Source organism: Paraburkholderia elongata, assembly GCF_013177735.1.
GTDB lineage: Bacteria > Pseudomonadota > Gammaproteobacteria > Burkholderiales > Burkholderiaceae > Paraburkholderia > Paraburkholderia elongata.
Window position 1 is genome coordinate 53,024 of sequence record NZ_WOEZ01000005.1, and the last position, 21,640, is coordinate 74,663.

The following is a 21,640-nucleotide window of genomic DNA, read 5'->3' on the forward strand; positions in this document are numbered from 1 at the left end:
CCTAAAAAGCTCAAGGCTGCGCGCGCTGTCGAGCAACAGTGCGCGCAGACCGGAAATACAGGAATTACTTCGCGAGCGCGGCTTTGACTTGTGCCGAGACAGCGGTCATGTCGGCGCGGCCGGCCAGCTTCGGCTTGAGCACGCCCATCACCTTGCCCATGTCCTGCGGGCCGGCAGCGCCAGTTTGCGCGACCGCCGCCTGAACTTCGGCAACGATCTCCGCTTCGGACATCTGCGCCGGCATATAGGCGGACAGGATGGCCAGCTCGGCCTTTTCCTTGTCGGCGAGATCCGTGCGGCCAGCGGCTTCGAACTGGCTGATCGAGTCTTTGCGCTGCTTGATCATCTTGTCGATGACGGCGGTGATCGCCGCGTCGTCAAGGGTGACGCGTTCGTCGACTTCGCGCTGCTTGACCGCGGCGAGCAGCAAACGGATCGTGCCGAGACGCTCGGTCTCACGCGCCCGCATGGCAGCCTTCATATCGTCGTTGATCTGGTCCTTGAGACTCATCACTCACCTGAATGCGTTGAAAATTTAAAAACCGGCCGGCTAACCGCACCAGTACCCTGCATCAACACACCGTATCCAACACAAACGCCCGCTTGGGACTGCTTCCTCAAGCGGGTTGGCGCGATTTTGCGTAGTGGATGCGACCCTGCCGGCTGGCCCGAAGGGCCGTGTTTTCCGTGACGGCACCTGCTGTGCCCTCACCGGTTGGATGTCGCCGCTCCGTTCGATGGGAACCGCGGCAACGCCAGAATCAGTAGAACTTCTTTGGCAGCATCTGGCCACGCAGACGCTTGAAATGACGCTTAACCGCAGCCGCCTTCTTGCGCTTGCGTTCAGCCGTAGGCTTTTCGTAAAACTCGCGGGTGCGAAGTTCCGTCAGCAACCCGTTTTTCTCCATCGTGCGCTTGAAGCGGCGCATGGCAACTTCAAACGGCTCGTTGTCTTTTACGCGGATGGTCGTCATTTTTCAATAACGGAACTTTGTAAAGGTTCAGGAGTATAGCAGAGCTTTCTCACAAAGCTAATGCGCCGTCAAGCCCCCAGAACGTACTCCGCGGCCGCCTGGCCGGCCGCCACGCCGGAGGCCCACGCCCATTGGAAGTTGTAGCCGCCGAGCCAGCCGGTCACGTCGACCGCCTCGCCGATGAAATACAAACCCGGCGTGCGGGCGCTCATCATCGTCGCCGACGACAGGTCGCGTGTGTCGATACCGCCGCGCGTGACTTCGGCCTTGCGGTAGCCTTCGGTGCCGTTCGGGGTGAGCGTCCAACGCGACAAGGCCTCACCGACGCGGCGCAGCGTCTTGTCCGGCAAGTCGGCCACACGCGCTTCGGCGGGAATCTGGTGGGTTTCCAGCCAGACGTGGGCGAGCCGTTGCGGCACCCATTCCGAGAGCAGATTGGTGATCTGGCGCTTCGTGCCAGTTTTGGCTTCCAGCAATGCGGTCGTGGCGTCCTGCTCGGGCAGCAGGTTGATGTGAATCGGCTCGCCGGGCTGCCAATAGCTCGAAATCTGCAGAACCCCCGGGCCCGACAGGCCGCGGTGCGTGAGCAGCAGGTCTTCATTGAAATCGGCACCGGTCTTCTTGTTGCCGGTTGCCAGTTGCACTTCGAGCGACATGCCGGAGAGCGCCGAGAACGGCTCCCAGTCGGTCGCGGCAAAGGTCAGCGGGACCAGCGCGGGGCGGGTGTCGATCAGCTTGTGGCCGAATTGCTTGGCAAGACGGTAGGCGAAATCGGTGGCGCCGATCTTGGGAATCGACAGGCCGCCGGTCGCCACCACGAGCGCGCGGGCTGCGATCGGGCCCGAGTGGGTATCCAGCGTGAATTGTCCTTCGGCGTCATGCCGCACCTGCTCGACCGCGAGCGGCGTGCGCCACGCAATGCGGCCCGCGTCGCATTCGTTCTTCAGTACGTTGATGACCGCGTCGCTCGACTGATCGCAGAACAGCTGCCCCTTGTGCTTCTCGTGCCACGTCACGTGATGGCGCTTAAGCAACGCCATGAAGTCGCGCGGCGTATAGCGCGCCAGCGCCGAACGGCAGAAATGGGGGTTGGCCGACAGGAAATTGGCCGGTCCGGCGTACAGATTCGTGAAGTTGCACCGGCCGCCGCCGGAAATGCGGATTTTCTCCGCGAGGCGCTGCGAGTGGTCGATCAGCACCACGCGGCGGCCGAGTTGCCCGGCCACGGCCGCGCACATCATGCCGGCCGCGCCTGCGCCGATCACTGCGATATCGAAGGATTCCATGGGACCGCATTGTACCCGCGCGTCTGCGGCCCCCTGTCCGCGCTGCTATACTTTCACGCTTGCCTTTTCACTTTTGGGTGCCGGAGTGGCTTCACTCGCGCGCCCATTCAAACCACCCATCATGCTCGTTCTCGGCATCGAAAGCTCCTGCGACGAAACCGGTCTCGCGCTCTACGACACAGAGCGCGGCCTGCTCGCGCATGCGCTGCATTCGCAAATTGCGATGCACCGGGAGTACGGCGGCGTGGTGCCGGAGTTGGCGTCGCGCGACCATATCCGGCGTGCGCTGCCGCTGCTCGAAGATGTGATGGAACGCGCCGGCGCGGTGCGCAGCGACATTGACGCGATCGCCTATACGCAGGGCCCAGGCCTCGCGGGCGCGCTGCTGGTCGGCGCGAGCGTCGCCAATTCGCTGGCCATGGCGTGGGACAAGCCGACCATTGGCATCCACCATCTCGAAGGGCACTTGCTGTCGCCGCTGCTGGTGGACGAGCCGCCGCCGTTCCCGTTCGTCGCGCTGCTGGTGTCAGGCGGCCACACGCAGTTGATGCGCGTGACGGACGTGGGCATCTACGAGACGCTCGGCGAAACGCTGGACGACGCCGCCGGCGAAGCCTTCGACAAAACCGCCAAGCTATTGGGCCTCGGTTATCCGGGCGGCCCGGAAGTGTCGCGGATGGCCGAATTCGGCACGCCCGGCGCAGTCGTCCTGCCGCGCCCGATGCTGCATTCCGGCGACCTCGATTTCAGCTTCAGCGGCCTGAAGACCGCTGTCCTCACGCATGCCAAGAAGCTGGGCGGCGCGAATATCTGCGAGCAGGCGAAAGCCGATCTGGCGCGCGGTTTCGTCGACGCGGCCGTGGAAGTGCTGGCGGCGAAATCGCTGGCCGCGCTCAAACGGACCAAGCTCAATCGGCTGGTAGTCGCGGGCGGCGTCGGTGCGAACCGGCAACTGCGCGAAGCTCTTTCGGCCGCGGCGAAGAAACGCAATTTTTTCGTGCACTACCCGGACCTGTCGCTGTGTACGGACAACGGCGCGATGATCGCGTTGGCCGGTGCCCTGAGGCTGCAACGCTGGCCCGATCAATCGGCTAAAGACTACGCGTTCACGGTGAAGCCGCGCTGGGATCTGACGTCTCTTGCACGCTGAGTCCGCGGCGCCCGTCGCATGCCGGGCCACACGATGACAACCCCATAGAAAAAGCCGCTTTCGAAGCGGCTTTTTCTATTTGCGTGACAAGCAAGAAGCTAAAGCGTAATCACGCCGCCCGCTTATCCCGTTCGATCACTGCATACGCGCTGTGATTGTGAATCGATTCGAAGTTCTCAGCTTCGAGCACATAAGCGACGACGCGCTCGTCCGCATTCAGACGCTGCGCGACATCACGCACCAGGTCTTCGACGAACTTCGGATTCTCGTAGGCACGTTCGGTGACGAACTTCTCGTCCGGACGCTTGAGCAAGCCCCACAGTTCGCACGAGGCTTCTTCTTCAGCGATACGAACCAACTCTTCCACCGCCACATCGCCCGCCAGCTCAGCGTTGATCGTGACGTGCGAACGCTGGTTGTGCGCGCCGTACTGCGAAATTTTCTTCGAGCATGGGCACAGGCTCGTGACCGGCACCAGCACCTTCAGGAACAGACGCGTCGCGCCATTGCGGGTCTCGCCCGTCAACGTCACTTCGTAGTCGAGCAGACTTTGCACGCCCGACACCGGCGCGGTCTTGTTCACGAAGTACGGGAACGACACTTCGATGCGACCCGCCTCGGCCTCGAGCTTTTCGAGCATCGCGGCGAGCATGGTGCGGAACGTGGCCGACTCGAGCGGCGCCTTGTTCTCTTCAAGCAGCGCGACGAAGCGCGACATGTGCGTGCCCTTCTGATCGGCTGGCAAATGCACGTCGAGATTCCATGTGCCGACCGTCGGCTGCACTTCGCCGCCTTGCGTGCGCACCGTCAACGGATGACGCACTGCCTTGACGCCGACTCGTTGAATCGGAATCTGACGCGTATCGGGCGTGCTCTGCACGTCGGGCATCACAAAGGCGGGGTTCATCTGGTTCATATTCTTGTCCTTTCAAGAAAACGCCGGGCCGTCCCAAACGGGCCGCCCCAAGTTTCCCGCTCCGCAGGAAGTCCCCCGCCCCGAAGGAAGTCCCCTTGGGGGATTGGGTGCCCCATCGGGGGTGTCGCAAAGCGACAGGTTTGGGGGCGCTCAGCGGCCGTGCGAATCAGATCGCGCAACGGCGAACGCCGGCCCCTGCCGGCGTTGGATGATGGACCCGAAGGTCCATCGACTCAAGTTGGAGATTGCTATGGCCGCCATAGCCGCGGCATAGCGCACGGCAGAGCAGCTGAACGACTCGACCAATCGACGCAATTAAGTGACGCAACCACGCGACGCAGTTAAGCGACGCGCTTCACCGAGGATTGACCGGCGACCGCGCCGCTGGAAAGAAAGCGTTCGCGAATCGACTTGGCGATGCCCACTGCGTCGAGACCACACGCGGCGAGCAACTTGGCCGGATCTCCATGATCGATGAAGCGATCCGGAAGGCCCAATTGTAGTACGGGCCGCATAACCCCACTCTCAAGCAGGGCTTCGACGCAAGCCGAACCCGCGCCACCCATCACGCAGCCTTCTTCGACCGTGACGATAGCGTCGTGCGTTTCGGCGAGCTGGCGGACCAGCTCGGCGTCCAGCGGCTTCACGAAGCGCATGTTCGCCACCGTGGCGTCCAGTTGCTCAGCAGCCGCCAGCGACGGTGCAACCATCGTGCCGAATGCCAGAATCGCAATCCGCTTGCCGGCCGGTTGCGACGTTTCGCGACGGATCTCGCCCTTGCCGAGCGGCAGCGCCGTCATCTGCTTGACGGTTGCCACACCCGTGCCGGCGCCGCGCGGATAGCGCACCGCCGTCGGGTTCGGCTGCTGCAACGCCGTGTACAGCATCTGACGGCATTCGTTTTCGTCCGATGCCGCCATCACCGTCATGTTCGGGATGCAGCGCAGGAACGCCAGATCGTATGCACCCGCGTGCGTGGCGCCGTCTGCGCCGACCAGACCCGCGCGGTCGATGGCGAACACCACCGGCAGGTTTTGCAGCGCGACGTCGTGGATCAGCTGGTCATAAGCACGTTGCAGGAAGGTCGAGTAGATCGCGACCACCGGCTTCATGCCGTCCGCAGCCAGACCGCCGGCGAACGTGACCGCGTGCTGCTCGGCGATGCCGACGTCGAAGTAGCGATCCGGGAAGCGCTTCTCGAACTCGACCATGCCCGAGCCTTCACGCATGGCCGGCGTGATGCCGACCACGCGCGCGTCCAGCTCGGCCGCGTCGCACAGCCATTCGCCGAACACCTGCGTGTAGGTTTTCTTCGACGGCGTCGCGGCCGGCTTGATGCCTTCGGCCGGGTTGAACTTGCCCGGGCCGTGGTACAGCACCGGATCGGCTTCGGCCAGCTTGTAGCCCTGGCCCTTCTTCGTCACGACGTGCAGGAATTGCGGACCGCGCAGTTCCTTGATGTTCTGCAACGTCGGGATCAGCGAATCGAGGTCGTGACCGTCGATCGGGCCGATGTAGTTGAAACCGAACTCTTCGAAGAGCGTGGCCGGCACGATCATGCCCTTCGCGTGCTCTTCGAGCTTGCGGGCGAGATCGAGCATAGGCGGCGCGACGCGCAGCACGCGTTCCACGCCCGCACGCGCGGCGGCGTAGAAACGGCCCGACATCAGGCGCGCCAGATGGCGATTCAGCGCGCCGACCGGCGGCGAAATCGACATGTCGTTGTCGTTCAGGATGACCAGCAGCGGCACGTCGTCTTCGACGCCGGCGTTGTTCATCGCCTCGAAGGCCATGCCGGCCGTCATCGCGCCGTCGCCGATCACGGCGATGCCCATGCGGTTCTCGCCCTGCAGCTTGCTGGCGATCGCCATGCCGAGCGCGGCCGAGATCGAGGTGCTGGAGTGCGCGGTGCCGAAGGTGTCGTATTCCGACTCGTCGCGCTTCGGAAAGCCCGAGATGCCGCCGAGCTGACGCAGCGTGTGCATCTGGTCGCGGCGGCCCGTCAGGATCTTGTGCGGATAAGTTTGATGGCCGACGTCCCACACGATCCGGTCACGTGGCGTGTCGAACACATAGTGCAGAGCAATGGTCAACTCGACCGTGCCGAGGTTGGACGAAAGATGGCCGCCCGTCTGCGATACGCTGTCGAGCACGAAGGCGCGCAACTCGTCTGCAAGCGGTTGCAATTGGCGGCGATCGAGGCGGCGCAAGGCTGCCGGGTCGTCGATAGTTTTCAGCAAGTCGTACATCGTCGTTCCATTGTAGGAAAACTTACGCGCCCGCACTTCATACATGCACCTCGTAGCGAAGGTGCGCGGCGGCGGGCTTTCGCGTTCAGCTAACCCGGTTCACCACCAGGTCGGCCAATTCGGCAAGACGCTGCGCGCGCGCACCAAACGGCGCGATTGCAGCGTGAGCGTCGCTGCGCAGTTGCGCGGCGAGCGCACGCGACGCATCGAGCCCAATAATCGACACGTAGGTCGGCTTGCCGTCCTTCGCGTCTTTACCTGCTGTCTTGCCAAGCGTCGCGGAATCGGTCGTGACGTCGAGAATATCGTCGACAACCTGAAACGCGAGGCCGACGGCGGCCGCATACGCGTCGAGCGAACGCATTGCGTCCGCATTCGGCGTTTCGCCCGCCAGCGCACCCATGCGCACCGCAGCACGCAGCAAGGCGCCGGTTTTCATCCGGTGCATGGTTTCCAGTTGCGGGCGCGTCAGCGTATGGCCGACGCTTGCCAGGTCGATAGCCTGGCCGCCGCACATGCCGATCGAGCCGCTCGCAAAGGCCAGTTCACGCACGAGCGATGCCTGCTGCGCCGGTGCCAGCGCGTCCGACGTCAACGCGACGAATGCCTGCGCTTGCAGCGCGTCGCCGACCAGCAAGGCTGTGGCCTCGTCATACTTGACGTGGACCGTGGGTTTGCCACGACGCAGCGCGTCGTCGTCCATGCAAGGCATGTCGTCGTGCACGAGCGAGTACACGTGGATCATTTCCAGCGCCGCCGCTGCCGCGTCCAGGCACTCGGCACGCGCGCCGGTCAACTCGCCGGCCGCGTGGCACAGCAGCGGGCGCACCCGCTTGCCGCCGCCCAGCACCGCATAGCGCATGGCTTCATGCAGTTTGGCCGGCTCGGTCGCTTCCGTGGGCAGGTAGTGTTCTAGTGCCGATTCGACGCGTTCGAGTACCGAGCGTGTCCATTGTTCGAATGTCATAGGTCGTCCCCGCTTTCAGTAGCGGCTGTGCCTGCGGTATTCATGGGCAGCGGCTTGAGCGTCTCGCCATCGAGCACGCGCACCTGCTGCTCGATCTTCTCGAGCTGCTGCTGGCAAAACGCTACGAGAGCCGCACCGCGCCGGTAGGCGGTGAGCGACTCCTCGAGGCTGAGATTGCCGCTTTCCATGCGCGCGACCAACCCTTCCAGCTCGGCCTGGGCCGCCTCGTAGTTCTCGGGCAACGGCGTGGTGTCGACGCCTTCAGCAGGCGCGGCAGCAGTATCTTTCGACGCGGTCTTCGCCATGAATAGTCGCAAAATTAAAACAAGTCGGACATTCTACGGCAAAAGCGGCATTTCCGATCCGCTCGCCAGCCCGCGCCCCGCCTTTGCCGTCCGTGTCCGACCCTCAGTCTCTCAGAAAAAAAACGATTGGTCCGTGGCGAAAAACGTGAACTTACTTGACATTTTTGACCCAAATCAGTCACTTAAGCGCCCCAAGGTGGGGGAAACAGGTATAATCTCGGGCTCCCTAAATCGAATCTTCGATGGTTGGGTTGTTCACTGCTTTCACGTCTTCACGGGAGTGGGAATGTCCAATCTGAGCAATGCATTGCAGTTGCGGTCTGTCCACAGCCAGCTGCCAGTCACGGCTTACTTTGACGAAGCGCTTCTAACGCGCGAAATCGACACCCTTTTCAAGAAAGGTCCTCGCTACATCGGCCACGATCTCATGGTGCCCGAAGCGGGGAATTATTTTGCTTTGCCCAGCGAGAGCGAAGGGCGTGTGCTCGTCCGTAACCAGCAGTCGCAAGTCGAACTGCTGTCGAACGTGTGCCGCCACCGGCAAGCCATCATGCTCAACGGCCGCGGCCAGACGGAGAACATCGTCTGCCCCCTGCATCGCTGGACGTACGACCTGAACGGCCAGCTCCTCGGTGCACCTCATTTTGCGGATAACCCCTGCCTGAATCTCGGCGCCACGCCGCTGCAGAACTGGCAAGGCCTGCTGTTCGAAGCGCAGGGGCGCGACGTCGCGCGGGATCTGACGCGCCTCGGCACCAAGCAACACTTCGATTTTTCGGGCTTCATGTTCGATCACGTCGAAGTGCACGAGTGCAACTACAACTGGAAGACCTTCATCGAGGTCTATCTGGAGGACTACCACGTCGCGCCGTTCCATCCGGGCCTCGGCAGCTTCGTCAATTGCGACGACCTGACGTGGGAATTCGGCGAGTGGTACAGCGTGCAGACGGTCGGCGTTCATAAGGATCTGGAGCAGCCGGGCAGCCCGACATACCGTAAATGGCACGACGAAGTGCTGCGCTTCCGCGGTGGCAATCCGCCCGAATTCGGCGCGATCTGGATGGTGTACTACCCCGGCATCATGATCGAGTGGTATCCGCATGTGCTGGTCGTGTCGTGGCTGATTCCGCGCGGTCCGCAGAAAACCACCAACGTGGTGGAGTTCTATTATCCTGAGGAAATCGCGCTGTTCGAACGCGAGTTCGTCGAAGCCGAGCGCGCCGCCTATATGGAAACGGCCCGCGAAGACGACGAGATCGCCGAGCGCATGGACGCAGGCCGCCGCGCGCTGATGGAGCGCGGCGAGTCGCAGGTCGGCCCGTACCAGAGCCCGATGGAAGACGGCATGCAGCACTTCCACGAGTTCTTGCGGCGCGAACTCGGCGCAATCTGATCCGCAGGCGTCCGCATTGATCGGCGTTTGAGCCGATCCTTGTACGAGCCGCATCAAAGCATGGAAAGACGGACTTCGGTCCGTCTTTTTTTGTTTAGACTATCAGTATCGTTCGGCCATTCGCCATCGGCGCCAAGCCGCCGGGCAAGCGCCGAATCGCCCGCTTTAGGAGACGTCATGCCCCACACTCACTACACCACACTCATCTCCGCGACCAACCTCGCGGAACGGCTAGCCGCCGCGCCGGGCAGCGTGTTCGTCATCGATTGCCGTTTCGATCTGGCCGACACCGAGGCGGGCGAGAAAGCCTATCTGGCCGGGCATTTGCCGGGCGCACATTATCTGCACCTGGATCGCGATCTGTCGGGGCCGAAGAACGGCCACAATGGCCGCCATCCGCTGCCGGATCGCGCGCGGCTGGTGGAGACGCTGGAGTCCCGCGGGCTCAAGCAGGGTCAGCAGGTGGTTGCTTATGACGCGCAGGGTGGCATGTACGCCGCGCGCGCATGGTGGCTGCTGCGCTGGCTTGGCCATGACGCGGTTGCATTGCTCGACGGCGGATTGCAAGCCTGGCAGGCCGCGGGCCAGGCGCTGACGCAAGACGCGCCGGCGCAGAACACGGGCGACTTCAAAGCGGGTGCGCCGCTTTCAGTCACCGTCGACGCGCAGACCGTCGAGCGCAATCTCGGTACAAAAGAGCGCGTCGTGGTCGATGCGCGCGCGAACGATCGCTATCGCGGCGAGAACGAAACGCTGGATCGCGTCGGCGGCCATATTCCCGGCGCGCTCAACCGGTTCTTCAAGGACAACCTCACCGCCGACGGCCGCTACAAACCGGCACACACGCTGCGTGAGGAATTCCATGCGTTGCTGGGCGACACGTCGCCGGAACACGTCGTGCTGCAATGCGGCTCGGGCGTGACGGCATGCGTGAACGCGCTCGCGATGGAGGTTGCCGGCATGCATGGCGCAGCGCTGTATGCGGGATCGTGGAGCGAATGGAGTTCTGATCCGAAGCGGCCGGTTGCAACGGGTCCGAATCCCTAAGCGACTCCGTGCTGCTTGAACCACACCAGCATCTGATCACTGATCTGCTGGGTGGTCGGCAGCACCGACGGATCGCCCTCGCGGACAAACAGATCCAGCGCGATAGGCCGGCACGAGCGTATCGCCCGAACGCACGGCGACCTCACCGGCTTCAAGACCGTCGCTATCGGTATGGATGGTTTGCGCTGATACCGGTAGCACGGCCGCGGCGAAACCGGTGCCGAGCGCGGCCTTGATGAAGGTACGGCGATTGAAGGGAACGTGCGGGACCAGGCTGTCGATGTCAGGTTTCAGCATGCGGCGCTCCTCGGGTGAAGGTTGGATGCAACAGGATACGCTTCACCCGCATCCTGTTGCATTTGCAACCTTCTCAAGCGCAGTCAGCCTTTAGTGCAGCTTGACCCGCGGCAGCGTGGTGCGCCGCAACCAGTGCGCGAAAGTGTCGAGCACCATCCGCGCGTAGCCGTGCAGCGCCGCGATATGCAGCCGGTACAGCGACATGTACATGAAGCGTGCGAACAGCCCTTCGATCAGCATATTGCCGCCGATCACACCGCCCATCAGATTGCCGACCGCGCTGAAGTGCCCGAGCGACACCAGCGAGCCGAAGTCGCGATAGGTAAATTCCGGCAGCGGCTTGTTCTCGAGCCGGGCCGCCAGCGCCTTCATCAGGAAGCTCGCCTGCTGGTGAGCCGCTTGCGCGCGCGGCGGCACGTTGCGTTCGTTGCCCGGCCATGGGCAAGCCGCGCAATCGCCGAGCGCGAAAATGTTGTCGTCGATTTCGGTTTGCAGCGTGCGGCGCACGATGAGTTGCCCCAGACGGTTGACCGGCAGGCCGTCGAGCTCACTCAGGATGGCAGGCGCCTTGATGCCCGCTGCCCACACCGTCAGATCGGCGCGCACGGTTTTACCGCTGGCCGTGCGAATCATGCCGGGCGCGACCTCGGCCACGGTCTCGCCGATCATCAGCTTCACGCCGAGCTTGGTGAGCAATTCGGCGGTGGCCGTCGACACACGCTCCTGCAAGGCCGGCAAAATGCGCGGCCCCGCCTCGATCAGCACGATGCCGACATCGTGCCGCGGATCGAGCTTATGCAAGCCGTACGCGGACAACACCTGGGCCGTATTGCGCAACTCAGCCGAGAGCTCGACGCCCGTCGCACCGCCGCCGACGATCGCCACCTGGATGCGCGGCTCTGAGGAAGGCGACGACGTGCCCGGGTTCGATTCGACAGGTTCATGCACCTGATGCTCCGCACGCATGCAGGCCGCGATCAGGCGTTTGCGGAAACGCTCCGCCTGGCTGACCGTATCGAGCGCGAGAGAAAACTCGGGCGCGCCCTTCACGCCGAAGAATGCCGTGGTGCTGCCGATCGCGATGATCAGCGTGTCGTATTCGAGTTGGCGTTCGGGCAGCAGTTCTGCGCCATCGTCGTCGAGCACGGTGCCGAGCGTCAAACGTTTGTTCGCACGGTCCAAACCGGTCAGCTCGCCCTGCTGAAACTCGAAGCCATGCCAGCGCGCTTGCGCCGCATATTCGAGTTCCTGGGTGAACGGGTCCATGCTGCCGGCTGCCACTTCATGCAGCAGCGGCTTCCAGATATGGGTTGGATTACGGTCGACGAGCGTCACTTGCGCGCGCACATCGCCTTTGTTCTTGTGGGCTGCATAGCGGTCGCCTAAGCGCGTCGCCAATTCCAATCCCCCCGCGCCCCCGCCAACGACGATAAATCGATGCATTGAACTCTCCGTATTTGCCGATCGGTTATGCGTCGCGACGGCGCGCCTTAAACATCAAAGGCGCGCTGTCTGTCCTAGCGATTGTCCGCGAGCGGCACGGGTTGTCACAAGCTATCAATACGCATATGTGACATGCGCACGACGTTATCGACTATCAAGCGCTTCGTCACATTCACGTCAATGCGCTTCTTCCCAGTTCAGGCCGGCCCCCACTTCTGCGACCAGCGGCACCTTCAGCGCGGCGACACCGCACATCAGTTCCGGCAAGCGCTTACGTACGTCGGACAATTCCGCGTCCGGCACTTCGAGAATCAGTTCGTCGTGCACCTGCATGATCATGCGCGTACCGATCTTCGATTCTTCGATCCACTTCTGCACCGCGATCATCGACAGCTTGATCAGGTCGGCGGCCGTGCCTTGCATCGGCGCGTTAATGGCCGCGCGCTCTGCTGCCTGACGGCGCGGACCATTGCCGCCGTTGATCTCCGGCAGCCACAGGCGGCGGCCGAACGCCGTTTCCACGTAGCCCTTGGCCTTCGCGCTCAGACGCGTTTCGTCCATATAACGCGCGACGCCCGGATAACGCGCGAAGTAGCGGTCGATATACAGCTTGGCCGCGTCGCGCGTAATGCCGAGGTTCGCGGCAAGACCGAACGCGCTCATGCCGTAGATCAGGCCGAAGTTGATGACCTTCGCCACACGCCGTTGATCGTTCGACACTTCGAGCGGCGTCACACTGAAAATTTCCGCCGCAGTGGCGCGGTGAATGTCTTCGCCTTGCGAGAACGCACGCAGCAACGATTCGTCGCCGGAAATGTGCGCCATGATGCGCAGTTCGATCTGCGAGTAGTCGGCAGAGACGAGCTTGTGGCCCGGCGGGGCGATAAACGCCTCGCGAATGCGGCGGCCTTCGCCGGTGCGCACGGGGATGTTCTGCAGGTTCGGATCGTTCGACGCCAGCCGGCCCGTGACCGCCACCGCCTGCGCATAGTTCGTATGCACACGGCCGGTGGTGGCGTTGACCATGCGCGGCAGCTTATCCGTATAGGTCGATTTCAGCTTCGACAAGCCGCGGTGTTCGAGCAGAATCTTCGGCAGCGGATAGTCTTCGGCGAGCTTTTGCAGCACTTCTTCGTCGGTGGACGGCGCGCCGCTCGGGGTCTTTTTGACCACCGGCAATTCGAGCTTCTCAAAGAAGATCTGACCGATCTGCTTCGGCGAACCCAGATTGAACTCGCCGCCGGCCAGCACGTATGCTTCGCGTTCCAGCTGAATCAGACGTGTGGCGATTTCACTGCTTTGCGCGCGCAACTTTTCGGCGTCGATCAGCACGCCGGTGCGCTCCATCTTGCGCAAGACGCGCGAGGTCGGCACTTCGATGTCGCGATACACGTAGTCGAGCGTCTTCTCCGCGGCCACTTGCGGATACAGAGCCTGATGCAGACGCAAGGTGATGTCGGCGTCTTCCGCCGCATACTCGGCGGCCTTGTCCAGCGCGACTTCGTCGAAGCCGATTTGCGACGCGCCCTTACCCGCGACCTCTTCGTACTTGATCGTCTTGATGCCGAGATGGCGCAGCGCGAGGCTGTCCATGTCGTGCGTACGGTGCGATTCGAGCACGTACGATTCCAGCAGCGTGTCGTGTTCGACGCCGCGCATTTCGATGCCGTAGTTCGCCAGCACCTGTTCGTCGTACTTCATGTGCTGGCCGACCTTCTTGTGTTCGGCGCTTTCCAGCCACGGCTTGAGCTTCGCCAACACTTCGTCGCGCGGCAGTTGCACGGGTGCGTCGGAACCGCGATGCGCGAGCGGCACATAAGCGGCATAGCCAGGTTCGACCGACAACGACAACCCCACGATTTGCGCGGTCATCGGATCGAGCGAGGTGGTCTCGGTATCGAACGCAGTCAACTCGGCGGCGTTGATTTTCTCAAGCCAGGCGTCGAACTGCTCCCAGGTCTGCACGGTGTCGTAGTGACGTTCGTGATCCACGGTGAGCGCCGCCGGCACATCGGCCTCGGGACCTTCCACGGCGCTCGCTGTTTCCACTTCGCGCAGCCAGGTCTTGAAGCCGTTACGCGTGAACACGTCGCGCAGTTCTTCGCGCGATTCCGGCCGACTTTCCAGGCTTTCTTCAATCGACACGATATGGCCGGTCAGATCGCATTGGCGCTCGACGGTGACGAGTTTCTTCGCCATCGGCAGAAAATCTAGCGCACGTCGCAGATTGTCTCCTACCGCACCTTTAATCTCGTCCGCATGTGCGACGATGCCATCGAGCGTCTCGTACTGCGTCAGCCATTTGATCGCCGTTTTCGGCCCGCATTTCTCGACGCCTGGCACGTTGTCGACGGTATCGCCGATCAACGAAAGGTAGTCGATGATGCGCTCCGGCGGTACGCCGAATTTGGCGATCACGCCGGCGCGGTCGAGCGTTTCATTGGTCATCGTATTGATGAGGGTGACATGATCCGACACGAGCTGCGCCAGATCCTTGTCCCCAGTCGACACGATCACATTCATGCCGCGTTTTTCCGCCTCGGTGCTGAGCGTGCCGATCACGTCGTCAGCTTCGACGCCTTCGATCATCAGGAGCGGCCAGCCGAGCGCGCGCACGGCGACGTGAATCGGCTCGATCTGGCGTGAGAGATCGTCCGGCATCGACGGGCGGTTCGCCTTATAGTCGGCATACCAATCGTCGCGGAACGTTTTGCCCTTGGCGTCGAACACGCACGCGCTATACTCTGCTGTGACTTCCTTGCGCATGCGCCGCAGCATGTTGATCATTCCGTAGAGCGCACCCGTCGGGCCACCTTCGGGTCCACGCAGATCAGGCATCGCATGATAGGCCCGGTACAGATAACTCGAACCGTCGACCAATAGCAGGGTCTTACCTTCAAGGCTTCGTTCTTCAGGCATTATGACTAAGAGAAAAGTGATTCCGAGTCTGCGATCACTCGCAGATCAAGAGCGCGCAACGGCTAAGAAGGCCCGCGCATCGTGGCAGATGTTCACGATTATGGCAGAGTTTATCGAGGCGACCGAGTACCTCTCGGAGATTCGTCCGGCTGTCAGCATCTATGGTTCAGCGCGCCTGAAACCGAACTCGCCGTATTACAAACTCGCCACGCAAATTGCGCGCAAGCTGTCGGACGCAGGCTTCGCGGTCATCTCGGGCGGCGGCCCCGGCATTATGGAAGCGGCCAACAAGGGCGCCCATGCGGGCAAGGCCCCTTCGGTCGGCCTGAACATCGAACTGCCGCACGAGCAATCGGGCAATCAATGGCAGGACATCTCGCTGCGTTTCCGCCACTTCTTCACGCGCAAGGTCACGTTCGTGAAGAACTCGGACGCGGTGATCGTGATGCCGGGCGGCTTCGGCACGCTGGACGAGCTCGCCGAAGTCCTCACGCTGATTCAAACCAAGAAGTCGCGCCACGTGCCGATCATTCTGGTGGGCGGCGAGTTCTGGGAAGGCCTGCTTGCGTGGTTCAAGAACTCGCTCACGCCGATGGGCCTGATCAATCCGACGGATATGGATTTGATGCAGGTGATCGACGATCCGGACCAGGTGCTCGAAGCGGTGTTGAAGTTCTACGAAGACCGCGAAGAAGCCGAACCGCATCCGGCCAAGTCGGATGAAGACCGGATGTTCTATCTGTAATGCTGGACGAGCAACGGCGCTGGCTGACGGGTTTCGGGCAGCGCTGAGTCTTGGTCTTGAGGCGCGAGGGCGAGCGGAGCAGGCGCTCGCCCTCGCCCTACCACGCCTTATCGACAGGCGCTCACTGAAACGCCACTTCCGCGAAGCTGCGCAACTTGCGGCTATGCAGGCGATGCAGGCCATTCATCCGCAACAACTCCATCGCCTTCACGCCGATCTGCAGATGCTGATCGACTTGCGCGCGATAGAATTGATCCGCCATGCCGGGTAGTTTCAATTCGCCATGCAAGGGCTTGTCCGACACGCATAGCAAGGTGCCGTAAGGGACACGGAAGCGGAACCCGTTGGCGGCGATCGTCGCGCTTTCCATGTCGAGCGCGACCGCGCGGCTTTGCGACAGCCGTTGCACCGGCTCGCGATGATCGCGCAACTCCCAGTTGCGGTTATCCACACTCGCCACCGTGCCCGTACGCATCACGCGCTTCAACTCGACGCCATCCAGTTGCGTGACCTGCGCGACCGCGCGTTCCAACGCCACCTGCACTTCCGCAAGTGCAGGAATCGGCACCCACAGCGGCAAATCGTCGTCGAGCACGTGATCTTCGCGCACATAACCGTGCGCCAGCACGTAATCGCCCAAACGCTGCGTGTTCCGCAAACCCGCACAGTGACCCAGCATGATCCACGCATGCGGACGCAGCACGGCGATGTGGTCCGTGATCGTCTTCGCGTTCGACGGCCCGACACCGATGTTGACCATCGTGATGCCGCTGCCGTCGGCCCGCTTCAGGTGATACGCGGGCATCTGCGGCAAACGCGGCGGCGCCGTGCCTTCCTGCGCCTGCTCGCCGAGATTCTCGTTGTACGTGATGACGTCGCCCGGTTCGACGAACGACGTGTATTCGCTGCGATAGGCGCGCACTTCTTCGTCGTCGGTATGGGCCATCATCGTGCGGCCGAGTTTGACGAACTCGTCGATATAAAACTGGTAGTTCGTGTACAGCACGTAGTTCTGGCAGTGCGTGGGCGAGGTCGCCGTGTAGTGCTTCAGCCGATGCAGCGAGAAATCCACCCGCGCCGCCGTGAACAGCGCGAGCGGATGCGGTTCGCCCGGCGGCGGCTCATACGTGCCGTTGACGATGCGGTCGTCGAGCAGCGCCAGGTCCGGCGTATCGAACACGTCGCGCATCAGGAACAGGCGCTCGCGATCCAGATCGCCTTCGAGATGGATGCCTTCGGCGAAGGCAAAGTGAATCGGAATCGGTTGATCGGAGACACCGACCTCGATCTTCACGTGATGGTTCTTCGCCAGCAGGCGCAATTGTTCACGATAGTAGTTGCCGAACAGATCGGGCCGCGTGACGCTCGTCTCGAACACACCCGGGCCCGCGACGAAACCATACGAGCGGCGCGAGTCGATATGCGTGTTGACTTCAGTGCGCACCCTGACGAACGGGTAGCAGGCGCGCACCCGGCGTTCGAACAGTTCGTTGCGGCGGTAGCGCGCGAAGGCGTCGCGCAGAAACGAGGTGTTCGCTTCGTAGATCGCCGACAGACGCGTGACAGCCTCGGTCGCGTCGTCAAAGGATTCGGTTGGGAAGCTGTTGGCGGGAGTCTGCACCGCGCGTTGATTGGTATCCTTGTTCATCTTCATTCGCCCCTATTGATGAGATGACATTACCACGGAACCCGTGATCGCCAAATGACCTCGCGGCGCCTACCACAACTGCCGCATCAGCGGCCGCAAGATTGCGCGCACAGTGCGCGAAAGCGGCGCAAAATAAGGCGATCGCGCCCGTAGGCAAGGCTGGATTTGCTAGAATCGGGGCACCATATTGGAGAATCACCATGAAGCCGCTCCTTCCCGTCGCCGTTGCACTGGCCCTCGCCTTTGGCAACGCCGCGATGGCTGCCCAGCCTGTCGATGACACTCCGCCCGCCGATGCGCCCCAGTCCGCCAATGAACGGGCCGGTCTGCCTGACCTCGCGAAGATCAATCGTCCGGCCGCTCAGGTCAGCTCGAAGGTCGAAATCAACGTCCCGCGCACGCCGAGCTTCTACGAACGCAGCGCCAACGGCACCGAAATCACCGAATATCGCGACAAAGGCAAGCCCGTTGAAATCAACGTGCATTCAAATCTCGGCACGCGCTATCAGATGAGCGCGCCGCTCGACACGTCGCCCACCGTGCGCGACAACGGCCGCGCGAGCACGCGCTTGCCGTCGGTGAACCTGACTTATTGATGCATACCGGGGTGGCGGCGCGGCGTAAGCCGCTCCCCTGGATCTGTGCGGCCCGCGGGCGTCGCCTCGGGCTTTCAGCCTGCTTGCCGATTTCCAGCACCCCACACCTCGCACTGGTCGCATCGCGCCAGCCCGACTAACCTGATCCGACGTTTCCCGCATGGCTGTCTTCACCGCTGTCACCGAACCCCAACTAGCAGAATGGATGCGTCATTACGATCTCGGCGAAGTCGTCGAGTTTCGCGGCATCCCGTCCGGTATTGAGAACAGCAACTTCTTTCTGACGACGACGCGCGGTGAATACGTCCTCACGATTTTCGAAAAGCTGACGGCCGAGCAACTGCCGTTCTATCTCGATCTGATGCAACATCTGGCCGCCCACCGCGTGCCGGTGCCGGATCCCATGCCGCGCGAAGACGGCGCGCTGTTCGGCACACTGCACGGCAAGCCCGCGGCCATCGTGACCAAGCTCGAAGGCGCGCCGGAATTGGCGCCGCAAGTCGAACACTGCGTCGAGGTCGGACAAATGCTCGCGCGCATGCATCTGGCGGGGCGCGACTACACGCGCTATCAGCCGAACCTGCGCAGCCTGCCGTGGTGGAAGGACACCGTGCCGACCATCCTGCCGTTCCTCGCGGGCGCGCAGCGCGACTTGCTTTCGTCCGAACTGGCGCATCAGGAGGCGTTCTTCGCCTCGGCGGATTACGCCAGGTTGCCCGAAGGCCCCTGCCACGCCGACCTGTTCCGCGACAACGCGCTGTTCGCGCATGCTGCACCGGAAACCGGTCACGAGGTGCGCCTGGGCGGCTTCTTCGACTTCTATTTCGCCGGCTGCGACAAGTGGCTGTTCGACGTCGCGGTAACGGTCAACGACTGGTGCGTCGACCTCGCCACCGGCAAGCTCGACGAGGCTCGCACCGAAGCCATGCTGCGTGCCTACCAGACCGTGCGCCCGTTCACTGTCGAAGAAAACCGCCATTGGGGCGATATGCTGCGGGCGGGCGCTTACCGCTTCTGGGTCTCGCGCCTGTATGATTTCCATTTGCCGCGCGCGGCCGAGCTGCTCAAACCGCACGACCCCGGCCATTTCGAGCGCATCCTGCGCGAACGCCTGACCGGCGTTGCACTTCCAGGCATTCATACCTCATGCAACTGATCGAAGTCCCCGCGAAGACCGGCTATGTCTGGTTCCGGCAGGGTATCTGGCTGTTCCGCAAGAACCCGCTCGCGTTTCTGACGCTGTTCTTCACCTATCTGCTGGTCATGACGCTGGCGTCGCAGATTCCGGTCGTCGGCGGCGTGCTGCCGCTGGTCTTCATTCCGGGCGTTGCGGTCGGCTTCATGGCGGCGTGCCGCAACACCATCGCGGGCAAACCGGTGTTCCCGACCATTCTAGTGGACGGCTTTCACTCGTATGGCCCGGCGGTCGCCAAACGTCTGTTGCTGCTGGGCGTGCTGTACGTCGTCGCGATGGCGCTGGTGCTGGCCGGCTCGGCACTCGCCGACGGCGGCATGTTGCTGAAGGTCATGCTCGGCATGGCCACGATGGATCAGGACGCGATCGCCAACAGCAATATCCCGCTGGCGGTGATCGCCGCGTTCGCGTTCTACATCCCCGTAGCAATGATTTTCTGGTTCTCGCCGATTCTTATTGCGTGGCACGACGTGCCGCCCGTCAAGGCGATGTTCTTCAGCATCGTCAGTTGCTGGCGCAATCGTGGCGCGTTCATCGTGTTCGGCGCATTGTGGTTCGCGGTGGCGACGACGGTTTCGTTCGGCTTGTCCGCGCTGATGCAAGCGCTGGGCGCGGGCGACTTCGCGTTCGCGATCCTGATGCCCGCCACGATGATCGTCACGACCATGCTGTATTGCTCGTTCTATGCGACCTATCGCGGCTGCTTCGGCGTGCAAACGCCCGAAGCGCCGGACCTGCCGACCACGCCGGCGGCTTGAATGCCGGTTTAAATGTTGTGCTGGCGCGGGCGCTGTTCTAGCGCCCGCGCGGTGTCACCTGAGAGCATCGCCACTTCCTGCGTGATGCACCGCCCGCGCCCGTCCAAGGACGCAGCGCCCCCCGTCTTACGCCACCGCCCGGCCCCCATTGCTGCGCTGAATCCCATCCGCACTCGGCAACTTGCCTCGATTTGCGGCACAATAGTTTGCGCGCAATCGATTTGCACGCTCTTTTTTATACGAGATGCAACATGACCCAGCGCCCCGCCTTGCCCTTCACGCTCGACGAACAACTCTGCTTCGCGCTCTATTCGACCTCGCTTGCGATGACGAAAGCGTACAAGCCGCTGCTCGACAAGCTCGCCCTCACCTATCCGCAATATCTGGCTATGCTGGTGCTCTGGGAAGCCGACGACGTCACGGTCAAAGACCTCGCCGCGCGACTGAATCTCGACTCGGCAACGGTCACGCCACTGCTCAAACGTCTCGAAGCGCAGGGCTACCTGGAACGGGTACGCGGCGTCGAAGATGAACGGCTCGTCTATATCCGGCTCACCAAAGCGGGCACCGCACTGAAGCGTCAGGCACGCGAAGTGCCGGCAGAAATCTTCTGCGCGACCCAGCAGACGCCGGAATTTTTGCTCCATCTGCGCGACGATCTGACGCGCCTGCGCACCACACTCAACGATTACATGGACCACTAGCCGGCCTGTTTCAAAAAGCACACTATCGGTACGATGCAAAAATTCATTTGCACACAAATTATTTGTGTACTATCTTTGCCACGTGCCGCTTCCATAGCGCTTCGCCAGAACGGCGGGCAAGCAAATAGCGGCAAGCATGCAGATCCTGATAACCCAGATAAAGGAGCAGCACAATGAACATCCTCTACAAAGCAAGCGCAACCAGCACCGGTGGCCGTGACGGCCGTGCAGTATCGTCGGACAACGCGTTGGACGTGAAGTTGGCGGCCCCGCGTGAACTGGGCGGCAACGGCGCAGCGGGCACCAACCCGGAACAACTGTTTGCAGCCGGCTACTCGGCGTGTTTCCTGAGCGCGATGAAATTCGTCGCCGGCCAGCGCAAGCAGACTTTGCCGGCTGACACGCAAGTTACGGCAGAAGTAGGTATTGGCCCGAACGACAACGGCGGCTTCGCGCTCGACATCGATCTGTGCGTCTCGTTGCCGGGCCTCGCGGCTGACGCTGCCAAGGAACTGGTCGACGCAGCGCACCAGGTCTGCCCGTACTCGAACGCCACGCGCAACAACGTCGCGGTGCGCCTGCAAGTCGCGTAAGCCGCGGCCTCAGCGGCTAGCTGATGAATAGTTGACGCCGCGCGACAAAACCGCGCTGCCAAGAGCAGCGCCCGCACCCTGCAAAACAGGGGCGGGCGCTGCGTTGTTTTACGGACGCGGCACGCGCTGGCGGGTGCGGAACGGCTCGCGGAATTCGGCGTGACGTTGGGCAAGGATTGTCCCGCACCGATCGTCGACCATGCCGAGGTGCGCCAGCGCACGCTTGCCCATTTCGGCAAGTAAGCGCCCGCTAACGTTGTTTTGATCAGGAACGTCTGGAAGAGACTGAAAGATGCGCCGTTTGCCGTCGCTGCTCGTGTTTCTTGTTCTAACCCAACTTTCGCTATTCGCGGCCTCGGCTGATGCCAAGTCATTGATTTTAAATGACGTGCATATCAACAGTCTTCACTACAGGGCGTACGTTTTGGTAGCGGCGACTGGCGATGGCCGGGCCG

Annotated in this window: 19 protein-coding genes and 1 pseudogene; 9 read left to right on the forward strand and 11 right to left on the reverse strand. The window is 62.4% G+C overall.

Annotation, left to right across the window (positions count from 1 at the left end; all coding sequences use genetic code 11):
- Positions 1-64: 64 nt before the first annotated feature.
- The 3 genes from GNZ13_RS00980 to GNZ13_RS00990 all read right to left on the reverse strand — a co-directional run bounded on the left by GNZ13_RS00980 (position 65) and on the right by GNZ13_RS00990 (position 2,260).
- Positions 65-511, reverse strand: a complete 447-nt coding sequence (locus GNZ13_RS00980; RefSeq protein ID WP_028196181.1) for a GatB/YqeY domain-containing protein — start codon at positions 509-511, stop codon at positions 65-67.
- A 250-nt stretch (positions 512-761) separates the two neighbouring features.
- Entirely contained in the window at positions 762-974 is a 213-nt protein-coding gene (rpsU, locus tag GNZ13_RS00985; protein WP_172159667.1) for a 30S ribosomal protein S21, read from the reverse strand.
- A 68-nt stretch (positions 975-1,042) separates the two neighbouring features.
- Entirely contained in the window at positions 1,043-2,260 is a 1,218-nt protein-coding gene (locus tag GNZ13_RS00990; RefSeq protein WP_172159669.1) for a BaiN/RdsA family NAD(P)/FAD-dependent oxidoreductase, read from the reverse strand.
- A 121-nt stretch (positions 2,261-2,381) separates the two neighbouring features.
- On the opposite strand from GNZ13_RS00990, the gene tsaD reads away from it, so the two are divergent.
- Positions 2,382-3,410, forward strand: a complete 1,029-nt coding sequence (gene tsaD, locus GNZ13_RS00995; protein WP_172159706.1) for a tRNA (adenosine(37)-N6)-threonylcarbamoyltransferase complex transferase subunit TsaD — start codon at positions 2,382-2,384, stop codon at positions 3,408-3,410.
- 109 nt (positions 3,411-3,519) lie between these two features.
- Here tsaD and folE2 read toward each other — a convergent pair whose 3' ends face one another.
- The 4 genes from folE2 to GNZ13_RS01015 all read right to left on the reverse strand — a co-directional run bounded on the left by folE2 (position 3,520) and on the right by GNZ13_RS01015 (position 7,847).
- On the reverse strand, positions 3,520-4,326 hold the full coding sequence (folE2, locus tag GNZ13_RS01000; RefSeq protein ID WP_172159671.1) for a GTP cyclohydrolase FolE2: 807 nt from the start codon (positions 4,324-4,326) through the stop codon (positions 3,520-3,522).
- Between the two features lie 341 nt (positions 4,327-4,667).
- Entirely contained in the window at positions 4,668-6,575 is a 1,908-nt protein-coding gene (gene dxs, locus GNZ13_RS01005) for a 1-deoxy-D-xylulose-5-phosphate synthase (RefSeq protein ID WP_172159673.1), read from the reverse strand.
- Positions 6,576-6,660: 85 nt separating this feature from the next.
- Positions 6,661-7,542 carry a polyprenyl synthetase family protein gene (locus GNZ13_RS01010; protein WP_172159675.1) on the reverse strand — a complete coding sequence of 294 codons (882 nt, stop codon included), beginning with the start codon at positions 7,540-7,542 and terminating at the stop codon, positions 6,661-6,663.
- Positions 7,539-7,847: an exodeoxyribonuclease VII small subunit gene (locus GNZ13_RS01015; RefSeq protein ID WP_172159677.1), complete on the reverse strand. Its 309-nt coding sequence runs from the start codon at positions 7,845-7,847 to the stop codon at positions 7,539-7,541. Before GNZ13_RS01015 ends, GNZ13_RS01010 begins: the two co-directional genes overlap by 4 nt.
- Positions 7,848-8,133: 286 nt before the next feature.
- On the opposite strand from GNZ13_RS01015, the gene GNZ13_RS01020 reads away from it, so the two are divergent.
- Positions 8,134-9,240, forward strand: coding sequence for an aromatic ring-hydroxylating oxygenase subunit alpha (locus GNZ13_RS01020; RefSeq protein ID WP_172159679.1), 1,107 nt, complete (start codon positions 8,134-8,136; stop codon positions 9,238-9,240).
- Positions 9,241-9,417: 177 nt separating this feature from the next.
- Positions 9,418-10,287 (forward strand): sulfurtransferase, encoded by an 870-nt coding sequence (locus GNZ13_RS01025; protein ID WP_172159681.1) that lies wholly within the window; start codon positions 9,418-9,420, stop codon positions 10,285-10,287.
- 69 nt (positions 10,288-10,356) lie between these two features.
- On the opposite strand, the pseudogene GNZ13_RS01030 reads toward GNZ13_RS01025, so the two are convergent.
- The 3 genes and pseudogenes from GNZ13_RS01030 to polA all read right to left on the reverse strand — a co-directional run.
- Positions 10,357-10,584 (reverse strand): annotated as a pseudogene (locus GNZ13_RS01030) (dienelactone hydrolase family protein); the annotation flags it as partial.
- Positions 10,585-10,674: 90 nt separating this feature from the next.
- A complete protein-coding gene (locus GNZ13_RS01035) occupies positions 10,675-12,027 on the reverse strand; it encodes an NAD(P)/FAD-dependent oxidoreductase (RefSeq protein ID WP_172159683.1) in 1,353 nt (450 codons plus the stop codon).
- A 177-nt stretch (positions 12,028-12,204) separates the two neighbouring features.
- The gene (polA, locus tag GNZ13_RS01040; RefSeq protein WP_172159685.1) at positions 12,205-14,946 is read right to left on the reverse strand and encodes a DNA polymerase I; all 2,742 of its coding nucleotides are present in this window, start codon (positions 14,944-14,946) and stop codon (positions 12,205-12,207) included.
- 1 nt (position 14,947) lies between these two features.
- On the opposite strand from polA, the gene GNZ13_RS01045 reads away from it, so the two are divergent.
- Entirely contained in the window at positions 14,948-15,691 is a 744-nt protein-coding gene (locus tag GNZ13_RS01045) for an LOG family protein (RefSeq protein WP_054034825.1), read from the forward strand.
- A 121-nt stretch (positions 15,692-15,812) separates the two neighbouring features.
- Here the strand turns inward: GNZ13_RS01045 and GNZ13_RS01050 are convergent, their stop codons facing one another.
- Positions 15,813-17,339, reverse strand: coding sequence for an AMP nucleosidase (locus GNZ13_RS01050; RefSeq protein WP_172159687.1), 1,527 nt, complete (start codon positions 17,337-17,339; stop codon positions 15,813-15,815).
- Between the two features lie 200 nt (positions 17,340-17,539).
- Between GNZ13_RS01050 and GNZ13_RS01055 the strand changes: the two genes are divergently transcribed.
- The 5 genes from GNZ13_RS01055 (at position 17,540) to GNZ13_RS01075 (ending at position 21,185) form a co-directional block, all read left to right on the forward strand.
- Positions 17,540-17,935, forward strand: a complete 396-nt coding sequence (locus tag GNZ13_RS01055; RefSeq protein ID WP_172159689.1) for a hypothetical protein — start codon at positions 17,540-17,542, stop codon at positions 17,933-17,935.
- A gap of 160 nt (positions 17,936-18,095) precedes the next feature.
- The gene (locus GNZ13_RS01060) at positions 18,096-19,091 is read left to right on the forward strand and encodes a homoserine kinase (RefSeq protein WP_172159691.1); all 996 of its coding nucleotides are present in this window, start codon (positions 18,096-18,098) and stop codon (positions 19,089-19,091) included.
- On the forward strand, positions 19,082-19,888 hold the full coding sequence (locus tag GNZ13_RS01065; protein WP_172159693.1) for a BPSS1780 family membrane protein: 807 nt from the start codon (positions 19,082-19,084) through the stop codon (positions 19,886-19,888). The genes GNZ13_RS01060 and GNZ13_RS01065 overlap by 10 nt, the downstream gene beginning before the upstream one ends.
- A gap of 251 nt (positions 19,889-20,139) precedes the next feature.
- Positions 20,140-20,592, forward strand: coding sequence for a MarR family winged helix-turn-helix transcriptional regulator (locus GNZ13_RS01070; protein WP_172159695.1), 453 nt, complete (start codon positions 20,140-20,142; stop codon positions 20,590-20,592).
- 173 nt (positions 20,593-20,765) lie between these two features.
- Complete coding sequence (locus tag GNZ13_RS01075; RefSeq protein WP_172159697.1) at positions 20,766-21,185, forward strand: organic hydroperoxide resistance protein; 420 nt, start codon at positions 20,766-20,768, stop codon at positions 21,183-21,185.
- Positions 21,186-21,640: the final 455 nt, after the last annotated feature.